Source organism: Marinobacter sp. MIT932201 (assembly GCF_047123295.1).
Lineage (GTDB): Bacteria > Pseudomonadota > Gammaproteobacteria > Pseudomonadales > Oleiphilaceae > Marinobacter > Marinobacter salsuginis.
In genome coordinates this window covers 3,538,303-3,554,624 of record NZ_CP138917.1, presented here as the reverse complement: position 1 = coordinate 3,554,624, position 16,322 = coordinate 3,538,303, and the positions used below count along the sequence as shown (strand labels likewise).

General features: G+C 54.7%; 11 protein-coding genes and 2 pseudogenes. 10 read left to right on the top strand and 3 right to left on the bottom strand.

Annotated elements, in window-relative coordinates:
* Positions 1 to 3,198, top strand: coding sequence for an efflux RND transporter permease subunit (locus SIC15_RS16375; protein ID WP_136629909.1), 3,198 nt, complete (start codon positions 1 to 3; stop codon positions 3,196 to 3,198).
* A 419-nt stretch (positions 3,199 to 3,617) separates the two neighbouring features.
* On the opposite strand, the gene SIC15_RS16370 is transcribed toward SIC15_RS16375, so the two are convergent.
* The gene (locus SIC15_RS16370; RefSeq protein WP_153637249.1) at positions 3,618 to 4,940 is read right to left on the bottom strand and encodes a sensor histidine kinase; all 1,323 of its coding nucleotides are present in this window, start codon (positions 4,938 to 4,940) and stop codon (positions 3,618 to 3,620) included.
* Positions 4,941 to 5,237: 297 nt separating this feature from the next.
* Positions 5,238 to 5,909, bottom strand: a complete 672-nt coding sequence (locus SIC15_RS16365; protein WP_153637248.1) for a response regulator transcription factor — start codon at positions 5,907 to 5,909, stop codon at positions 5,238 to 5,240.
* Between the two features lie 331 nt (positions 5,910 to 6,240).
* Here SIC15_RS16365 and SIC15_RS16360 point away from each other — a divergent pair, with 331 nt between their 5' ends.
* From SIC15_RS16360 to SIC15_RS16325, 8 genes are all read left to right on the top strand, one after another.
* Positions 6,241 to 6,699 carry an ATPase gene (locus SIC15_RS16360; protein ID WP_412536474.1) on the top strand — a complete coding sequence of 153 codons (459 nt, stop codon included), beginning with the start codon at positions 6,241 to 6,243 and terminating at the stop codon, positions 6,697 to 6,699.
* A 46-nt stretch (positions 6,700 to 6,745) separates the two neighbouring features.
* Positions 6,746 to 8,260, top strand: a complete 1,515-nt coding sequence (locus tag SIC15_RS16355) for a thymidine phosphorylase family protein (RefSeq protein ID WP_412536473.1) — start codon at positions 6,746 to 6,748, stop codon at positions 8,258 to 8,260.
* Positions 8,257 to 9,177, top strand: coding sequence for a ribose-phosphate diphosphokinase (locus SIC15_RS16350; protein WP_099615958.1), 921 nt, complete (start codon positions 8,257 to 8,259; stop codon positions 9,175 to 9,177). The genes SIC15_RS16355 and SIC15_RS16350 overlap by 4 nt, the downstream gene beginning before the upstream one ends.
* Entirely contained in the window at positions 9,174 to 10,529 is a 1,356-nt protein-coding gene (locus SIC15_RS16345) for an MBL fold metallo-hydrolase RNA specificity domain-containing protein (RefSeq protein ID WP_412536472.1), read from the top strand. The genes SIC15_RS16350 and SIC15_RS16345 overlap by 4 nt, the downstream gene beginning before the upstream one ends.
* 175 nt (positions 10,530 to 10,704) lie before the next feature.
* Positions 10,705 to 11,667: an HlyD family secretion protein gene (locus SIC15_RS16340; protein ID WP_412536471.1), complete on the top strand. Its 963-nt coding sequence runs from the start codon at positions 10,705 to 10,707 to the stop codon at positions 11,665 to 11,667.
* A gap of 6 nt (positions 11,668 to 11,673) precedes the next feature.
* On the top strand, positions 11,674 to 13,404 hold the full coding sequence (locus tag SIC15_RS16335) for an ATP-binding cassette domain-containing protein (RefSeq protein ID WP_058091965.1): 1,731 nt from the start codon (positions 11,674 to 11,676) through the stop codon (positions 13,402 to 13,404).
* Entirely contained in the window at positions 13,401 to 14,495 is a 1,095-nt protein-coding gene (locus SIC15_RS16330; protein WP_008172528.1) for an ABC transporter permease, read from the top strand. Before SIC15_RS16335 ends, SIC15_RS16330 begins: the two co-directional genes overlap by 4 nt.
* Positions 14,495 to 15,598, top strand: coding sequence for an ABC transporter permease (locus SIC15_RS16325; protein WP_008172526.1), 1,104 nt, complete (start codon positions 14,495 to 14,497; stop codon positions 15,596 to 15,598). The genes SIC15_RS16330 and SIC15_RS16325 overlap by 1 nt, the downstream gene beginning before the upstream one ends.
* 106 nt (positions 15,599 to 15,704) lie before the next feature.
* Here the strand turns inward: SIC15_RS16325 and SIC15_RS16320 are convergent.
* A pseudogene (locus SIC15_RS16320) lies at positions 15,705 to 16,001 on the bottom strand (transposase); the annotation flags it as partial.
* Positions 16,002 to 16,199: 198 nt separating this feature from the next.
* Here SIC15_RS16320 and SIC15_RS16315 point away from each other — a divergent pair.
* A pseudogene (locus SIC15_RS16315) lies at positions 16,200 to 16,289 on the top strand (ATPase); the annotation flags it as partial.
* Positions 16,290 to 16,322 lie beyond the last annotated feature (33 nt).

The following is a 16,322-nucleotide window of genomic DNA, read 5'->3' as shown; positions in this document are numbered from 1 at the left end:
ATGTTCAACCGAGTTGTCGACTGGGCGGTTCAGAACCGCCTGTTGGTTCTTATTGCGCTTGCAGTGCTTATCGCCACGGCCGCGTTTCAGATACCAAAACTGAATCTTGATGCTTTCCCCGACGTTACAAACGTCCAGGTCGCTGTTAATACAGAGGCGCCCGGACTTGCGGCTGAGGAAGTCGAGCAGCTGATCACCTATCCCATTGAAGCGGTGATGTATGCGTTGCCGGATGTTGAGGAGGTTCGGTCCATCTCCAAAACCGGGTTGTCTGGTGTCACCGTGGTCTTTAAAGAGGGCACGGATATCTATTTCGCGCGCCAACTGGTTTTCGAGCGGTTGCAGGCCGCGCGGGAGCTGATTCCGGACGGGGTCGGGGTGCCTGAAATGGGGCCGAATACGTCCGGTCTTGGCCAGGTCTACCAGTACTTGCTGATAGCGGACCCGGATTCGGGGTACGACGCAATGGAATTGCGCAGCTTGCACGACTGGCTGGTCAAACTGTTGCTGATACCGGCTGAAGGGGTTACGGAAATCCTGTCGTTTGGCGGAGAGGTCCGCCAGTACCAGGTTAACCTGAACCCGGCGCGAATGCTGTCCTATGACTTATCACAGAACGATGTCATGGAAGCCCTGGAGAACAACAACTCCAATGTTGGGGGCTGGTATATGGGCCGCGGGCAGGAGCAGTTGGTTATTCGCGGTATGGGCTGGCTGGGTAATGGCGAGCAGGGGCTCGAGCAGATCCGTCAGGTGCCCGTTAAAACCAGTGATGGCATTACAGTGACAGTGAACGATGTCGCCGAGGTAGCGCTGGGCACTGAAATTCGCCAGGGTGCGGTAACCATGACCCGGAAGGATGAAGCCGGTCAGGTTGAACAACTGGGTGAAGTGGTTTCTGGCATTGTACTCAAACGAATGGGGGCCAACACAAAAGCCACCATCGACGGCATCGAGGCCCGCATTGATCGCATAAATCAGGCGCTTCCGAGTGGGGTTCGTTTTGAGCCCTATTACAACCAGGCGGATCTGGTGACCAAGGCCGTAGAGACGGTGACCAATGCGCTTTTGTTGGCTTTTGTGTTTATTGCGATTGTGCTTGCCCTGTTCCTGATGAATCTGCGGGCAACAACGCTGGTGCTGCTTTCAATACCGATTTCCATCGGTATTGCACTGATGATCATGGCCTGGTTCGGTCTCTCGGCCAACCTGATGTCTCTGGGCGGCATTGCTGTGGCAATCGGCATGCTGGTGGATGGCTCTGTCGTTATGGTCGAGAACATGTTCAAACATCTGACGCATCCCGATGCTGAGCATGACGCCCACCGGGATGAGTTGATTAAAAACGACCCCGACCCATTAGACGCGTCACACGACGATCATGGCATTGCGCTTCGACTCCAGGAAGCAGGCCGGGAAGTGGCGCGCCCCATCTTTTTCGCGACGGCAATTATCCTGGTCGTTTTCATGCCCCTGTTCAGTTTTGAAGGTGTGGAAGCCAAGCTTTTCCAGCCAATGGCGATCAGCATCATGCTGGCCATCGTGTCTGCTGTGATCGTGGCGCTCGTGGTTGTGCCTGCGTTGGCATCGTTTATGTTTCGCAAGGGTATTCGGGAGCGGGAAAGCTTCGTTTTAAAACCTCTTGAGAAACTGTATCGCAAGGTCCTTGACTGGTCACTGAAACACACCCGGTCTGTTGTCGGTGCTGCCGCTGTTCTTGTCATGCTGGCAGCCCTGATTGTGCCGCGACTCGGCACTGAGTTTGTTCCTGAGCTGGAAGAAGGGACGATCAACCTCCGGGTGACGCTGGCCCCTTCATCAAGCCTTGATACGGCGCTTGAAGTTGCGCCAAAACTGGAAGCCATGTTGATGGAATTTCCAGAAGTGACTTACGCTTTGTCCAGGGCTGGCCGGCCAGAAATAGGCGGCGACCCGGAGCCAGTTAACAACATAGAGATCTATATTGGCTTAAAACCAACTTCCGAGTGGACCAGCGCCAGTAATCGCTATGAATTGCAGGCTCTGTTTGAGGAGAAGCTCGAACAGCACCCGGGACTACTGTTTAACTTTTCTCAGCCTATCGCGACTCGGGTTGATGAATTGTTGTCAGGTGTCCGTGCGCAGTTGGCCATCAAACTCTTTGGCCCGGATCTTGACGTGCTGGCGGAGAAGGGCCAGCAGATCGAAGCGGCGGTCCGAACCGTTCAGGGAACACGGGACGTGGCCATGGAGCAGATTGCCGGTGAAGCGCAGTTGGTGGTTCAGCCTGACCGTCAGGCACTCTCCCGGTACGGACTCGCCGTGTCTGATGTGATGAGTGTCGTTCGGGATGGTCTGGGTGGTGCCGCTGCGGGTCAGATCATCAACGGAAATGAGCGGTACGATATCTATGTGCGCCTGGCCAAACGTTTCCGGGAAGACCGGGATGCCATTGCCGATCTAAGGTTACAGGCGCCATCCGGAGCCTGGGTGAGACTCGGTGATGTGGCCGATGTGTCTATTGAGTCCGGCCCGCCTCAGGTGCGCCGCGATGACGTTCAGCGCCGTGTGGTCATTCAGTCCAATGTGCAGGGCCGTGACATGGGCAGTGTGGTTGCCGATATTCAGGATGCCATCACGTCAGAAGTGAACCTTCCCCCCGGCTATTCGGTTGACATTGGTGGTCAGTTTGAAAACCAGCAGCGGGCCCAGAAGCGATTGACGGTTGTGGTACCTGTATCTCTGGGCCTGATCGCGCTGTTGCTGTACTTTGCTTTCAGTTCGGTCGGTCAAGCGTTGTTGATTCTGGTCAACGTGCCCCTTGCCGTTATTGGTGGCGTCTTTTCACTCTGGATCTCCGGCCAGTATCTTTCTGTGCCCAGTTCCGTTGGATTTATCACACTGTTTGGTGTGGCGGTGCTTAACGGGGTCGTTATGGTCGAAAGCATCAATCAGCGAATACAGGATGGATTGAGCGTGGATACGGCGGTGTTTGAAGGTGCCGTTTCGCGTTTGCGTCCTGTCTTGATGACCGCAATAACCTCGGCGCTTGGTTTGATTCCGATGCTATTGTCAACGGGCGTGGGTGCGGAAATCCAGAAGCCACTGGCCAGCGTGATTGTAGGTGGTCTCGTGACCGCGACTTTCCTAACGCTTTTTGTTTTACCGGCTCTATTCAAACGCTTCTCAAGCGCTAAACTCGATGATATGCGGCGCTGAGGAGGCAAGGGGGCTATAGCAACCGCATGGACACTGACCGGTTGGGTCGCCGACCGGCCGGTTATGCCCGTTACCGAGGGCATGCTGAGGCTGGCGGTATTCGGGGTTGTCGTCAATGTAATCAGGAATCTATGGGCGGCAGGCAAAGTCTTTCTCCAGGAAACCCCGGACAAAAGGATGCATGGAGACATGCGGGCAACCCTTTTGGCTGTTGACGGTGTGAAGGAGGTACATCATTAACGTCTCTGGACGGGGAGCGCCATGTTTAAACGGCCCGCATAATTCCTGACCCGGTCATCAATATTTCAGATTATTGGTACCTGAAGCAACGATTGGCGGAAGCATTGAGGCCTTATGAACTTGCCCATACAACCCTGGAAATAGAGTTCGAAAGTGAGAGATGCCGGGCTCTTGGCGCTTCAGTCTAATAAAGGAAACATGACTGTGATTCTTGCGCCACCTGTTTCCGAGGAGCCAATGTCCATCTGTCCGGAGTTGTCTTCAACAATTTCGGACACGATCGAAAGCCCTAGTCCAAATCCCGTAACGGATTCATCAAGCCGAGAACCTCTATCCATCACTTTTGAAGCCGCTTCTGGAGCGATTCCAGGGCCGTCGTCAGCCACTTCTATCGTGAGCCTTGAATCGGTTTGACTAATTGAAATGTCCACCTCGCTCTGACCCCACTTCCCGCCGTTTTCCAGCAGGTTGCCCAATAACTCTGAAAGGTCCTGACGTTCCATCGGCCAACTGAAGTCATTCGGCAAGGAAGTATCGATACGGAATATCTTGTCGGGAAAAATTTTTTCCATGACCGAAATGACATTCTTTGCTATTTCGACCGGCAAACACGTTTGCCCAATCTGCATGCCGGATATATCTGCCTTGGTCAAGCGGTAATTCAAGGACCGGTTTAGATCTCTTAAGTTTGAAACCATGAAATCTATATCCTCGCGAGACGGAGGTAACGAATCACTGTCTGACAAAATCGCGAGATTAGCAGAGATCGAGGTTTTTACCATGTGAGAGAGATCGGAATTAAGGCGTCGATGGCGATCAATGCGACGACTTGATAAATCAAGTAAGTTGTTGAATTGTCGTACCAGTGGGCTGAACTCCTTTGGTACGTCAAGGTTCAAGCGAGGCTGGTTTCCGGATCGAAGTCGCCTCATGTCCTCCTTGATGTGCGCTATCGGTTTGAGGGATAAATAAATGGCGGTACCCACCAGGGCCAAGAGAGCAACAAGCAATAATGCGGAGGCAATAATCAAGGTCAGATGGGCTTCAGTGGATTGCTCAGCGAGTCCATTTTCCATTTCCAGGATTGTGATTGATGAAAGCGGGCTATCACTTCGGACGTTCCGTTTTAGTCCGAGAAGCTCATCTGCACCCAACGATACTTCTATAAAACCAGAAGGCTTATCCGAAACGATGCGGAAGTCTGTTTGATTTACGTTGCTACTGACAATCAAGCTTCCATCTTTCATTTCGACGATGACGGCGTGCTCCAGTAGTAATTGGAACCGATCAATCATGCTGCTGATCTCGTCATTCGCAGGTAATTCGTTTTCAATGATAGCTTGAAAACTCTCCACCTCTTTCTCAAGACGATGTTTTCTGGATTCGTTTGAAAGCTGCTGAATCACGTATGTGTGGGAAAAAAAAAGGAGTGCGAGATAAATAAGGCTAAAGATAATGCCATATCGGAATGCCGTTGTTCGGATGCTTTTGCGCGCTGTCATGATGATGCTTCAGTAGGTCAAACGAAAGAGGCTATTCGAAATGATTGGGAAGCATAGATAGAATTGAAGGGTGTCGCAACTGATACGGACCTGAGTGGCTTTTGGGTAGGTGATAAATACACTGGAAAAAAAGTTTTCGTACCTGATTTTCAAGTGTGATTAAGGTTCGCATGTTTCCATTGCTTGGCAAAGTAAGTGGATTTAATCTATTGGTTTGCAGTATAGGTGTTAGCTTCTATAATTTTTATCTGGAGGCTCATTAGGCGTTCAAAAGAAATGCGTTTGGCTTTAAGACTTTTATTGAAGAGGGTCTCGCGCGAAAAAGTAACCTTGACCTCTCAGTGTTTTTATTTTTTTCTTTCCAAGCATCTTCCTGAGTCTGGCTATGTATACTTGAATAACATTTCTGGTTGGGCACCGTTCGATGTTATAGACCGATTCAACAAGTTCGTCTTGGGAGAATACTCTGTCAGGAGATCGAAGAAAGCATTGTAAAAGGCGGTATTCTGTTGCGGTTAGTCGGAACTCGATACGATCAGGGGTTGTTAGCGTTCTAAAGGTTGGATTAAGTTGAAAGCCATCAACAATTATTTCGTTGGTTAATCGTCCGTCTTTTCTTCTTATTATAGCGCTAAGTCGAGCCTTTAGTTCGTCAAATTCAAATGGTTTGGGAAGATAATCATCTGCCCCGGCATTTAGACCCTCAACTCTCTCCGTCCAGCTTGATCGGGCAGATAAAACAAGAATGGCCTCATCTTTGCCATCGCTCCTCCACTTCTGCATCAGAGAAAGTCCGTTTTCATCAGGTAGCCCGATATCGAGTATGATGACTTGGTATCTGCTTGACTTTACAAAGGAGTCGGCCTCTTTGCCAGTTAGGGCTATATCCACAGTAAAGTTTTCCTTCGTAAGCCAGCCACAGATTTTTTCTGCGAGCACAGCGTTATCCTCGACAATTAGAACTTTCATCTATAGACGCCACATTCTTAATTTTTAATGACTATCGCAGCTGCTCACCAAGTCGGCAACTCAAAAAAGATCGGTAGTGCGGTTGCGACCACACTGTAGCTTAATGGCCCAAGCTGAATTGAGTCTGAAAATGCAGTCGATGCTGTTTTCGCGGAGAAACCGCATGTTTCCGGAATACTTGATGCTCATCAAGTCTCCGGCCCGGAAAGACTCTTTTTGTATCTTTTTTGGATTTTTTCAGCATGAGTTCAGGCAGATGAGCTTAAGTAGCAGGTAATTGCAGTCTGCTGACGCATTTGTCAACAACGAAACTACATAAGGAAGCGTGAAGATGGATATAAAAACCTTCGGAGAGCTTATTAACTGGACAAGGGACCTGCATGCTCACTTGGCACGATGCCTGGCACATTGCGCCACGAAGAACGAAGAAGAACGAGCTCGGGCGTTATTGGACTATCTCGCAACCCATGAATCGGGAATGGAACGCATTGTGAACGAGTTTAAGTCGCAGGGCGATTCCAAAGCATTGGAGACAAAGGTCTACGACTACCTGTCCCACCATCCCATTAAAACCCACAGAACCTGCGATGAGCCGTACGCACAGCTGGACTTTGAGGGCATATGTAAAGAAATATTCGATTTCCATGATCAGATAGAGGACCTTTATCGGACCATGGCAGACAAAGCTGAAATTCCCGAGGCGAAAGAGTTATTGCGATCGTTGCTGACGATGGAAGAAAACGAGGCTATGCGATTGGCCAGGCAGATAGGGCGTATGGACGACCTTTGATCAGAATACTGAAATCTTTCTCCGGTGCAGAAAAAGGATGTTGAAAATGGTGGCGTCTTCCAGTCAGTTACGGGTTTTCAAGATGGGTATCAATACTCATCAGGAGCCTGTCGTCTACATGCGTGATGATTGTGATGTGTGCCTTTCAGAAGGATTCTCCGCCAGTTCCAGGGTGGGAATTTCCTCACAGGGACGATCCATCATCGCAACTCTCAATATTTCGTCTGATGAAACGGTTCCCAAAGGGTATGCGGGGCTTTCAGATATCGCCATAGAGCGGCTCGGGGTGGCTCAGTCTGACCTGGTTTCAGTACATCATGCGCCCTATATCGAATCCTTGAGTCTGGTTCGTCGGAAAGTATTCGGACACAGCTTGCTTCCGGCTGAGATGGCCCGCATTGTCTCCGATATCTCCGCACACAAATACAGCGATGTCGAAATAGCCTGTTTCCTGAGCGCTTGTGCGGGTGGCAGATTAGGTTTCGATGAGATTGTTGCTTTGACCCAGGCGATGGTGAATTGCGGACAACAGCTCGATTGGCCAGGCGTGGATCGTGTGTTCGACAAACACTGTGTTGGAGGCCTGCCGGGCAACCGGACCACGCCGCTGGTTGTGTCGATCGTCAGCGCAGCAGGCTTAGTAATGCCTAAAACCTCCTCCCGTGCCATCACCTCACCGGCGGGAACAGCGGACACCATGGAAGCGCTGACCAATGTGAGGCTTGGGCTGAACGAGATTCGCCGTGTGGTCAGAGAAACCGGTGCCTGTCTCGCCTGGGGTGGGGCGATGAACCTCAGCCCGGCTGATGACCTGTTGATTCGCATCGAGAGAGCGCTGGACCTTGATGGTGAGGGCCAGCTCGTGGCCTCGGTGCTGTCCAAGAAGATTGCTGCCGGTTCCACCCATGCGGTGATTGATATTCCGGTGGGGGAGACGGCCAAGGTTCGAACGCCAGCCGATGCCGACCGGCTGGCCTCTCTTTTCACAAGCGTTGGGGCGGCCTGTGGGCTGAAGGTACGCTGCATCGCGACAGACGGCAGCAAGCCGGTTGGTGCAGGGATCGGGCCGACAGAGGAGGCCCGTGATGTTTTGGCCGTGTTGCAGGGAAAGCGGGGTGCGCCGGAGGATCTACGGGGCCGCGCCATCTTGCTGGCTGGCCATTTATTCGATCTGGCCGATGGTCTTGGCGTGAAAGAGGGGATGATCAAAGCAGAGCGATTACTTCAAAACGGCTCTGCCTGGGAGCAGTTCAAGCGCATAACAAAGGCTCAGGGGGGACTGAAGAGCTTAGGTGAAGCCCGTTTTCGGCGTCCAGTTCTGTCCTCGGAATCCGGAACAATCGTGTCTATCGACAATCGTCGGCTTGCCCGTGTCGCCAAGCTGGCAGGCGCACCTGCCAGCTCTACCGCAGGGCTGCGGCTACTGGCGACCGTCGGTGATAGAGTCACTAAGGGAGAGCCTCTCTATGAATTGCTCAGTGACAGTCCGGGGCAGCAGGATTATGCGCTGGCGTTTAACGATATGGGGCCGGCAATCTTCACTGTAAAGCGAGAGGAATGATTGTGGACATTATTGAAAAAAATGTGCTGTTTAGCCTCACCCCGCACCCATTACAGGAGAAGCTTTGTGATCAGCTTAACTTGGAGCCGGGAAGTTTGGAGGTGCGGAGGTTCCCTGATGGTGAGTCCTACTTACGTGTGCTCACATCAGTCAAAGGTGCGAACTGCGTAATATTGGCCGACCTAACGCATCCAGACACCAAATACCTTGCTCTCCTGTTTCTCTTTGAAACTCTCCGGGAACTCGGTGCCAGGTCGATTGGGTTGGTGGCGCCCTATCTTTGCTATATGCGCCAGGATCGACGCTTCGAAGAAGGGGAGGCGGTCACTTCCAGGGTGTTTGCCCAGTCTTTGTCTTTACATATCGACTGGCTGATCACCGTTGATCCACATTTGCACAGGTACCAGTCTCTTGACGAAATCTACAGCATACCCACGCAAGTTGTTCAGGGAGCACCGGCGCTGGCGGATTGGCTACGGGGGCAAAACGGTCTGTTGCTGGTAGGTCCGGACGCGGAAAGTGAGCAATGGGTATCAAGTATCGCGCAGGCCAGTAACCATCCTTATGTCATTGGCACCAAGCAGCGTCTGGGTGACCGGCGCGTTGAAGTCACCTTGCCGGATATCTCGGCGTATAACGGCCGGAAAGCCGTCATCATTGATGACGTTATTTCCAGCGGCCGCACCATTGGCGAGTGTGTCAGGGCACTTAAGGCGCAAGGCACGGAGGCCATCCTGTGTGCGGCGGTGCATGGCATTTTTGCGGAGGCCTCGGACACCTACCTTCTGGGTACCGGCCTGCAGACGCTGGTGACCACCAACACGGTTCCACACAGCAGCAATGAGATCGATGTCAGCGAGTTGCTGGTGCCGCCGGTCAGGCATTTTCTCAATCAGGTGGAGGGTGAGCGCCGATGAACATTACATTTCTGGGTGGCACGGAAACCGTGACCGGCTCCAAGTTCCTGGTTGAAACCGGCCAGACACGTGTATTGGTCGATTGCGGCCTGTTTCAGGGGTACAAGTGGCTGAGAAAGCGCAACCGGCAACCGTTGCCGCTCGATATTGCCTCGCTGGATGCCGTGCTTCTGACCCATGCCCATCTGGATCATTCAGGCTACATCCCTGTGTTGTACAAGCAGGGCTTCCGGGGGGCGGTTTATACCCATCATGCCACCCGAGAGCTATGCAGCATATTGCTGGCCGATAGCGGCCATCTTCAGGAAGAGGAGGCACATTACCTCGGCCGCCATAAGCTGAGCAGGCATGAGAATCCGGAGCCCCTGTATGATCAGGAGGATGCAGAAGCCTGCATGGAGCTGTTTCAGTCGGTGGACTTTCACCAAGTGATCCAGCTCGGTGATATACGCTTTCATCTGCGACCGGTCGGGCACATTCTCGGGGCGGCCTGTGTCATCATCGAGGCGGAAGGTAAACGCGTCGGTTTTTCCGGCGATGTGGGCCGCCTCAATGATATTTTCATGAGGCCACCTGCGCCTCTGCCAGCTCTGGACATGCTGATGCTGGAGTCAACGTATGGCAATCGTCGCCACGACGATGCGGACCCGTTGTCGCAGTTGGCAGACATCGTTAATGAAACCGTCGACAAAGGGGGCAATATACTGATTCCGGCCTTTGCCGTGGGCAGAGCGCAGGTCTTGCAGCATATGCTCACCGACCTGATGAAGGCGGGACGAATTCCAAGGTTGCCAGTTTATCTGGATAGCCCCATGGCGATTGATGTTTCTGAGATTTACTGCCGCTACGAAGATCAGCATCGGTTGAGCAGTTCAGAATGCCACGAAATGTGCAGCACCGTTCATTATAGCCGCAGCGTCCAGGACTCCAAGGCGCTGGCTGATCAGGCCTACCCGCACGTAATTATTGCAGGCAGCGGTATGGCAACGGGCGGTCGCATTCTTCATCACTTCAAGCGTCTCCTCGGCCAGCACCGTACAACCGTTATCTTTGCCGGTTATCAGGCAGGGGGGACACGAGGCGCCAAAATGGTTGATGGAGCGGAAAGGATCAAGATCCACGGCGACTGGATTCCGGTCAAGGCCCGGCTGGAGGTGTTGAGTGGGCTTTCCGGGCACGGGGATTTCGCAGAGATTGAACAGTGGCTTGCTCAGAGTGACCTGGCCCCCGAAACGCCGATCAACCTGATCCACGGTGATCCGGAGGCGCTGGAGGCGCTGAGGGATCACTTGCGTCAGAATACCCGGTTTGAGGTGGAGGTGGCAGGCTACCAATCCATTTTGCGTCTTTGACGATGCCCTGACGGCCATCTTCGAGGGCGACCTGAATGAGCCGCTTAAGATCCGGCAACGACCTTGGACGCGGCGGCTGCCGAGTGCTAGAGTGGGCGATCTCATTGGCTGGAGTGAGAGGCAGTGGCCCTGATCCCGGCTCCAACCTGAACAGTAATGTCATAAGGAGTGTTTGGTGAAATCCCAATCCTGGCTCTGGTCTCTGATAGCGGTGTTGGTGCTCGCCGGCGGTTCTTATGGGGTTTTTGTTCTGTTTGGGGAAGAGCCCTTGCCGCAGGGAATCGTCTATGGCAATGGCCATATCGAGGGGCGGGAAGTGCGGATCGCGGCCGAAGTGGCCGGTCGGGTCATCGAGCACCATCTCGCGGAAGGCAGCAAGGTTTCGGCTGGCGACACGGTAGCCGTGATCGACCCCGCCGATGCCAGAGACCGCCTGCGCTCGGCACAGGCCGAGCTGGCCTCGGCGCGGGAAGTCCGTGACGGCTTCGACAGCCAAATCACCACCTGGCGTCATCATCTCAAGAATGCCGAGAAACAACGGCAGCGGATCCGGGACTTGCGGTCCCGCAATCTGGCCAGCTCGAGTGATCTGGATCAGGCGGAAAATGCCGTCAGTGAGGCCCGGGGCCGACTTGAGTCTCTCCAGCGGCAGAAGGATGCCGCCGAAGAACAGGTGGCTGCAAGGGCGGCGCAGGTGGCACTGGCTGAATCGCAACTGGACAAAGCGGAGGTTGCCGCGCCGCTCTCCGGAACCATCCTGATCCGGGCGGTGGAGACGGGAGAGATTGTCGATACCGGCCAGCCGCTGGCCACGATGGTGAATCTGCAGCAGCTCGAACTCAAGGTCTATGTCCCCGGTGATATCCTCAACCGGATCAGCTTGGGGGATCCCGCCAGAATCCGCGTGGACGGTTTGCCCGGGGACTTTTCCGCCAAAGTCGGCAGGATTGACGATTTCGCCCAGTTCACCCCCCGCGATGTCCACATGCCCGACGAGAGAGTTCGGATGGTCTATGGCGTTACCCTGGTGCTGGATAATCCGGCCGATGCTCTGAAACCGGGTATGCCGGCAGATGCCTGGATTCGCTGGGATCCGGACGCCGAGTGGCCAGCGACCCTCTCGGTTCCGGCGCGCTGAGCCGTCATGTCTTCCCCGGAACCCATCGTCGCCAAAGGCCTTGGCCGCCAATTCGGAGACAATGTTGTCATCGAGCCACTGGATGTTTCCGTTGATCGCGGCCAACGAGTGGGCATTGTCGGTGCTGATGGCGCTGGCAAGACGACGCTGTTACAGATGTTGGCTGGCATCCTGGACCCCACTGTGGGGGAATGCCGGGTCCTGGGCTTCGATACCCGTCGTGAGGCCAAGCAGGTTGCTGCCCAGATTGGCTATATGTCCCAGGGATTTACGCTTTACGATCGACTCAGCGTCAAGGAAAACCTGAGCTTTGCCGCTCGCATCCGGGATGTGCCCGACGAACTCTATCGGGAGCGTTCAGAAAGGTTGCTATCCATGTCGGGGCTTGGCCGCTTTACTGACAGGCCCGCCGCCAAACTGTCCGGTGGCATGCAGAAAAAGTTGTCGCTATGTACCAATCTGGTCCATGAACCGGAGCTGCTGATCCTTGACGAACCGGGGCTCGGCGTCGACCCCCTGTCCCGGCGCCATCTCTGGACCATGCTCGACCGCTTCCGGTCGCAGGGCCTGACCATGGTTGTGGCTACCTCCTACATGGACGAGGCGGAGCGCTGCGACAGGATACTGCTGCTGGAACAGGGCCGCGTTCTTGCGGATGGGTCGCTGGAAGAGCTGCTGAGGCCCGCCGCCGGAAGGGTGTTCACTGTAAATGCTGGAGATACCGGACGAGGCTTGCGGGAGTTGTCCGGCATCCTGGCTCAAATTGACAGCGTCCATTCAGTGCAGTGGTTGCCGGATCACCTGCGACTGGTGATGAACGCGGACATCGCTGAAAACCAGCTCGCCGAGTTATTGCCCGAGGGAACCCACCTGGCGGCGGCCGAGCCCCGGCTCGAGGATCTGTTTGTGCTGCGGACGGACAGGAGGGCCGGCGAGCAGCAGTTTCCGGAATTGGCCCGGCAAGACAGGGGAAAAGAGGAAGGGCTGGTGGCCACCGGCCTGAGCGTCCGCTTCGGACATTTCAAGGCCGTTGACCGGGTGAGTTTCGAGGCGCCATCTGGCGAACTGCTTGCGTTGCTGGGGCCCAACGGGGCGGGCAAGACAACCCTGATCAGGGCCTTGTGCGGGCTGGTGGCCATCGATGAGGGCAACGCCCGGGTGGCCGGGGTGAGCTCCGGCGGGGGTAGCACCGCATTGCGCCGGCAAATTGGTTATATGTCACAACGGTTTTCACTCTATCTGGAACTGACCCCCTGGGAGAATCTCCGCTTCTTTGCCAATGCCTACGGCCTGGCCGGAGGCGCGGCGCGGGCTGCGATCGACTGGGCCAGGGAAGTAACGGGGCTGACAGATATTCCCGACAAGCTCACCGGTGATCTTTCAAGTGCCTTGCGCCAGCGTCTGGCGCTGGCCTGCAGCCTGCTTCACCGGCCCCGGGTCTTGTTCCTTGATGAGCCCACCTCGGGTGTCGATCCCGTCGCCCGGTACCGTTTCTGGCGGGTTATCCGTGAGCTGGCCGCCAGCGGTATGACCGTGCTGGTCACTACCCACTACCTGGAGGAAGCGGCCTATTGTGATCGTTTGGCGTTAATGCTGGACGGGCGGCTGCTTGCACACGGTAGCCGATCATCGCTGAATCATTCGCTCGGCCTCGAAGCCGACGCCACGGTGGAGATGCTCTTCACGGCGGCCATAGAACAGGCGGGAACGGCCAATTCCCGGGCGTTGGGACCATGAAGGCTCATCGGCTTGGCGCCCTCATCGTCAAGGAAAGTCGCGAGCTGATTCGCGACCCGGTTACCATTGCGTTGGCCGTGATCATGCCGCTGATCATGCTTTTTCTGTTCGGCTATGCGGTCAATCTGGATGTGGAACAGGTTGCCGTGGGCATTTACGATCTGGACAACACGCCGGCAAGCCGCGACCTGTCAGCCCGTTTCGACAGCTCGCGGTATTTTCAATTAGAGCAGAAAACGACCGATCTCCGCGATCTGGAGTCGGCACTGCAAAGCTCGACCATCAGCATGGGCGTGGTGATTCCAGCCGGCTTGGCCCGGCAACTGCTCAGAGGCGACGAGGCGCCTGTCCAGGTGATCGTGGACGGAGGCTATCCTGTTCTGGGTCGATTGGCATCGGCCTATGCCGAGGCGGTAATCGCAAATTTCCCCGCCCCGCGTCAGAGCGCCGTCCGGGTCCAGGCCAGGGTCTGGTTCAATCCCTCCCTGCGCAGCGTCAATTTCGTCATCCCCGGGTTATTTGCCGTGATCCTGATGGCGTTCCCACCCCTGCTGACCGCCCTGGCGATCGTGCGTGAGAAAGAGACCGGTACGATTGAGCAGATCTATGCATCGCCGGTCACCTCAACCGAGTTTGTTGTCGGCAAGCTGGTGCCCTACGGTCTGGTGGCTTTCCTGGAGATTCTTATGGTCATGGTGGTGGGGTTTGCCTGGTTTCAGGTCCCCATTGCCGGCAGCCCGATACTGCTGCTGACGTCCGCTTTCGTTTATGTGCTGACCACGGTGGGTATCGGCCTGTTGGTCTCATCCCTGGTCCGTACCCAGTTGGCGGCCATGTTGATAACGCTGATTGTCACCTTGATGCCGTCGTTTTTGTTTTCCGGTTTTCTGTTCCCTCTGTTCACCATGCCTCTTGCCCTGCAACTGTATAGCTGGCTTTTCCCTGCCGGTTATTTTATGGAAATCTCCCGGGGCATCGTACTGAAATCAGCCGGCCTTGAAGCCGTTCTGCCAAATCTGATGATGTTGATCGTCTATACGGTCCTGGTATTTGTCTTCGCGGCCTGGCGAATGAAGCAGAAGGTGGCCTGATGGGAATTGCCTTATTTGGTTTGTTGCGCAAGGAGCTCGTGCAGTTCTTTCGTGACCGGTTGATACTGACCCTGATACTTTGGCTTTACACCATTGAAGTCGTCATTTGTGCCGTTGCGCTCAGTTTTGATGTAAGCCACCTGCCCCTGGCGGTGGTGGACGAGGATCGCAGCGCCTTGAGTCGCTCGTTGATCCAGAAATTTGCGGTGAGCGAAACCTTCGACCTGAAATTTCAGGAAACCCGTGTGGCAACCGCCACTGACCTCCTGGAGAAAGGCGATGCCACCATGGTGTTGGTCGTTCCCGCCGGGTTCGAAGGTGCTCTTCTCGCTGGCAAGAGTGCTCAGCTCCAGTTGCTCCAGGACGGCACCAATTCCAACATTGCCGCCAATGCCGTCAATGATGCTCTGCAGATCGTCCAGCGCCAGGAGCGCGAAGCGCTCCCTGCTGCCGGGAAGAAGGGGGTCGCGGTACCCCTGATCCGTATCTGGTATAACCCCGATCTGACAACATCGGGTTTTATCGTGTTATCGATGATTGCTCTGGCCGGTATGATGGTGGGCGTTATTCACCCGGCCGCCTCTATTGTCCGGGAAAAGGAGCGAGGCACTATCGAGCAGCTGCTGGTGACGCCCATTTCCACCCTGGAACTGTTCCTGGCCAAGGTCACACCCACGCTGATCATGGGCGTACTGTCCATCTTTCCGAGTTTGGTGATTGTCAGAGTCTTTGATGTGCCCCTTCAGGGCAGTCTGCTTTTATTTCTGGTGCTGACCGCCATCTTTTTGCTCAGTGCGATTGCGCTGGGCGTACTGATTGCCGCCTACAGCCGGACCCTTCAGCAGGCGTTGCTGCTCTCCTTTTTCGGACTTTTCCCGCTGATGTTCCTGTCGGGCAGTTTGACGCCGGTAGAAGCCATGCCGCCTTTCCTGCAAAGCCTCTCCCTGCTGAGTCCACTGCGTTATTACATGGATATCATCGTCGGTATTTTCCTCAAAGGCGCCGGCCTGGCGGTTCTCTGGGATGAGGCTCTCGCCTTGCTGGTAATCGGTGTCACGCTGTTTATTTTCTCCCTTTGGGTCTTTCGACGCCGGGTACAATGAGATCGGTTGGGTGAGTGCCTGACGTTTGTCGCTACACGGCCAAGAGGATACGGCGCATAGGCATCAGGATTACCGTGATTATTCATTTTCATCAGTAACCTGAATCATTGCCAGCCGCCAGGACCCGAAGGGCGACATCTTCTTCCAACTTCCGGGCGATCTTTCGTGATGAAAACACGCCGGTCGCGTACGCATAGATCAACACCTTCAACATCATCCGCGGATCGAAAGGCGAGTTGCGCCGACCGCTCCCTTCATACCGGGCGTAGAAGGCACTCAGATCCAGTTCCTCGACCACGTCACTGATGAAATAGGCCAGATGCCCTTCGGGCAGCCACTCGTTCAGGCTCGGGGGAAGAAGCAGTTCCTGATCAGGTGAATAGGGGCGGAAGGTGGTTCCCATCGGATTCTCCGGTGCTGAAGAATTGCCAAAGTGGAAAGTTTGATGCGTATCAATTCCTCATTATAGAGAGGCTCTTTTTTCATCTTTTGTTGGATTTTTTCAGCATGAATTCAGGCTCATGAGTTTTAGTAGTAGGTAATGGCTGTCTGCTGGCGTAATTGGCAAAACGAAACAACATAAGGGAAAGGGAAGACGGATATTAAAACCTTCGGAGAACTTATTAACTGGACACGGGACCTGCATGCTCATCTTGCAAGATGCCTGTCCCACTGCGCCACTAAGAATGATGTGAGACCGGGCAAATACCCGGGGTAATCCGGA

What these genes read in the sequence shown, in the direction of transcription:
- SIC15_RS16330 (WP_008172528.1), top strand. Translation starts at nt 13,401, where the DNA reads ATGAAGGCTCATCGGCTTGGCGCCCTCATCGTCAAGGAAAGTCGCGAG.
- SIC15_RS16345 (WP_412536472.1), top strand. Translation starts at nt 9,174, where the DNA reads ATGAACATTACATTTCTGGGTGGCACGGAAACCGTGACCGGCTCCAAG.
- SIC15_RS16325 (WP_008172526.1), top strand. Translation starts at nt 14,495, where the DNA reads ATGGGAATTGCCTTATTTGGTTTGTTGCGCAAGGAGCTCGTGCAGTTC.
- SIC15_RS16375 (WP_136629909.1), top strand. Translation starts at nt 1, where the DNA reads ATGTTCAACCGAGTTGTCGACTGGGCGGTTCAGAACCGCCTGTTGGTT.
- SIC15_RS16370 (WP_153637249.1), bottom strand. Translation starts at nt 4,940, where the DNA reads ATGACAGCGCGCAAAAGCATCCGAACAACGGCATTCCGATATGGCATT.
- SIC15_RS16360 (WP_412536474.1), top strand. Translation starts at nt 6,241, where the DNA reads ATGGATATAAAAACCTTCGGAGAGCTTATTAACTGGACAAGGGACCTG.
- SIC15_RS16355 (WP_412536473.1), top strand. Translation starts at nt 6,746, where the DNA reads ATGGTGGCGTCTTCCAGTCAGTTACGGGTTTTCAAGATGGGTATCAAT.
- SIC15_RS16350 (WP_099615958.1), top strand. Translation starts at nt 8,257, where the DNA reads ATGATTGTGGACATTATTGAAAAAAATGTGCTGTTTAGCCTCACCCCG.
- SIC15_RS16365 (WP_153637248.1), bottom strand. Translation starts at nt 5,909, where the DNA reads ATGAAAGTTCTAATTGTCGAGGATAACGCTGTGCTCGCAGAAAAAATC.
- SIC15_RS16335 (WP_058091965.1), top strand. Translation starts at nt 11,674, where the DNA reads ATGTCTTCCCCGGAACCCATCGTCGCCAAAGGCCTTGGCCGCCAATTC.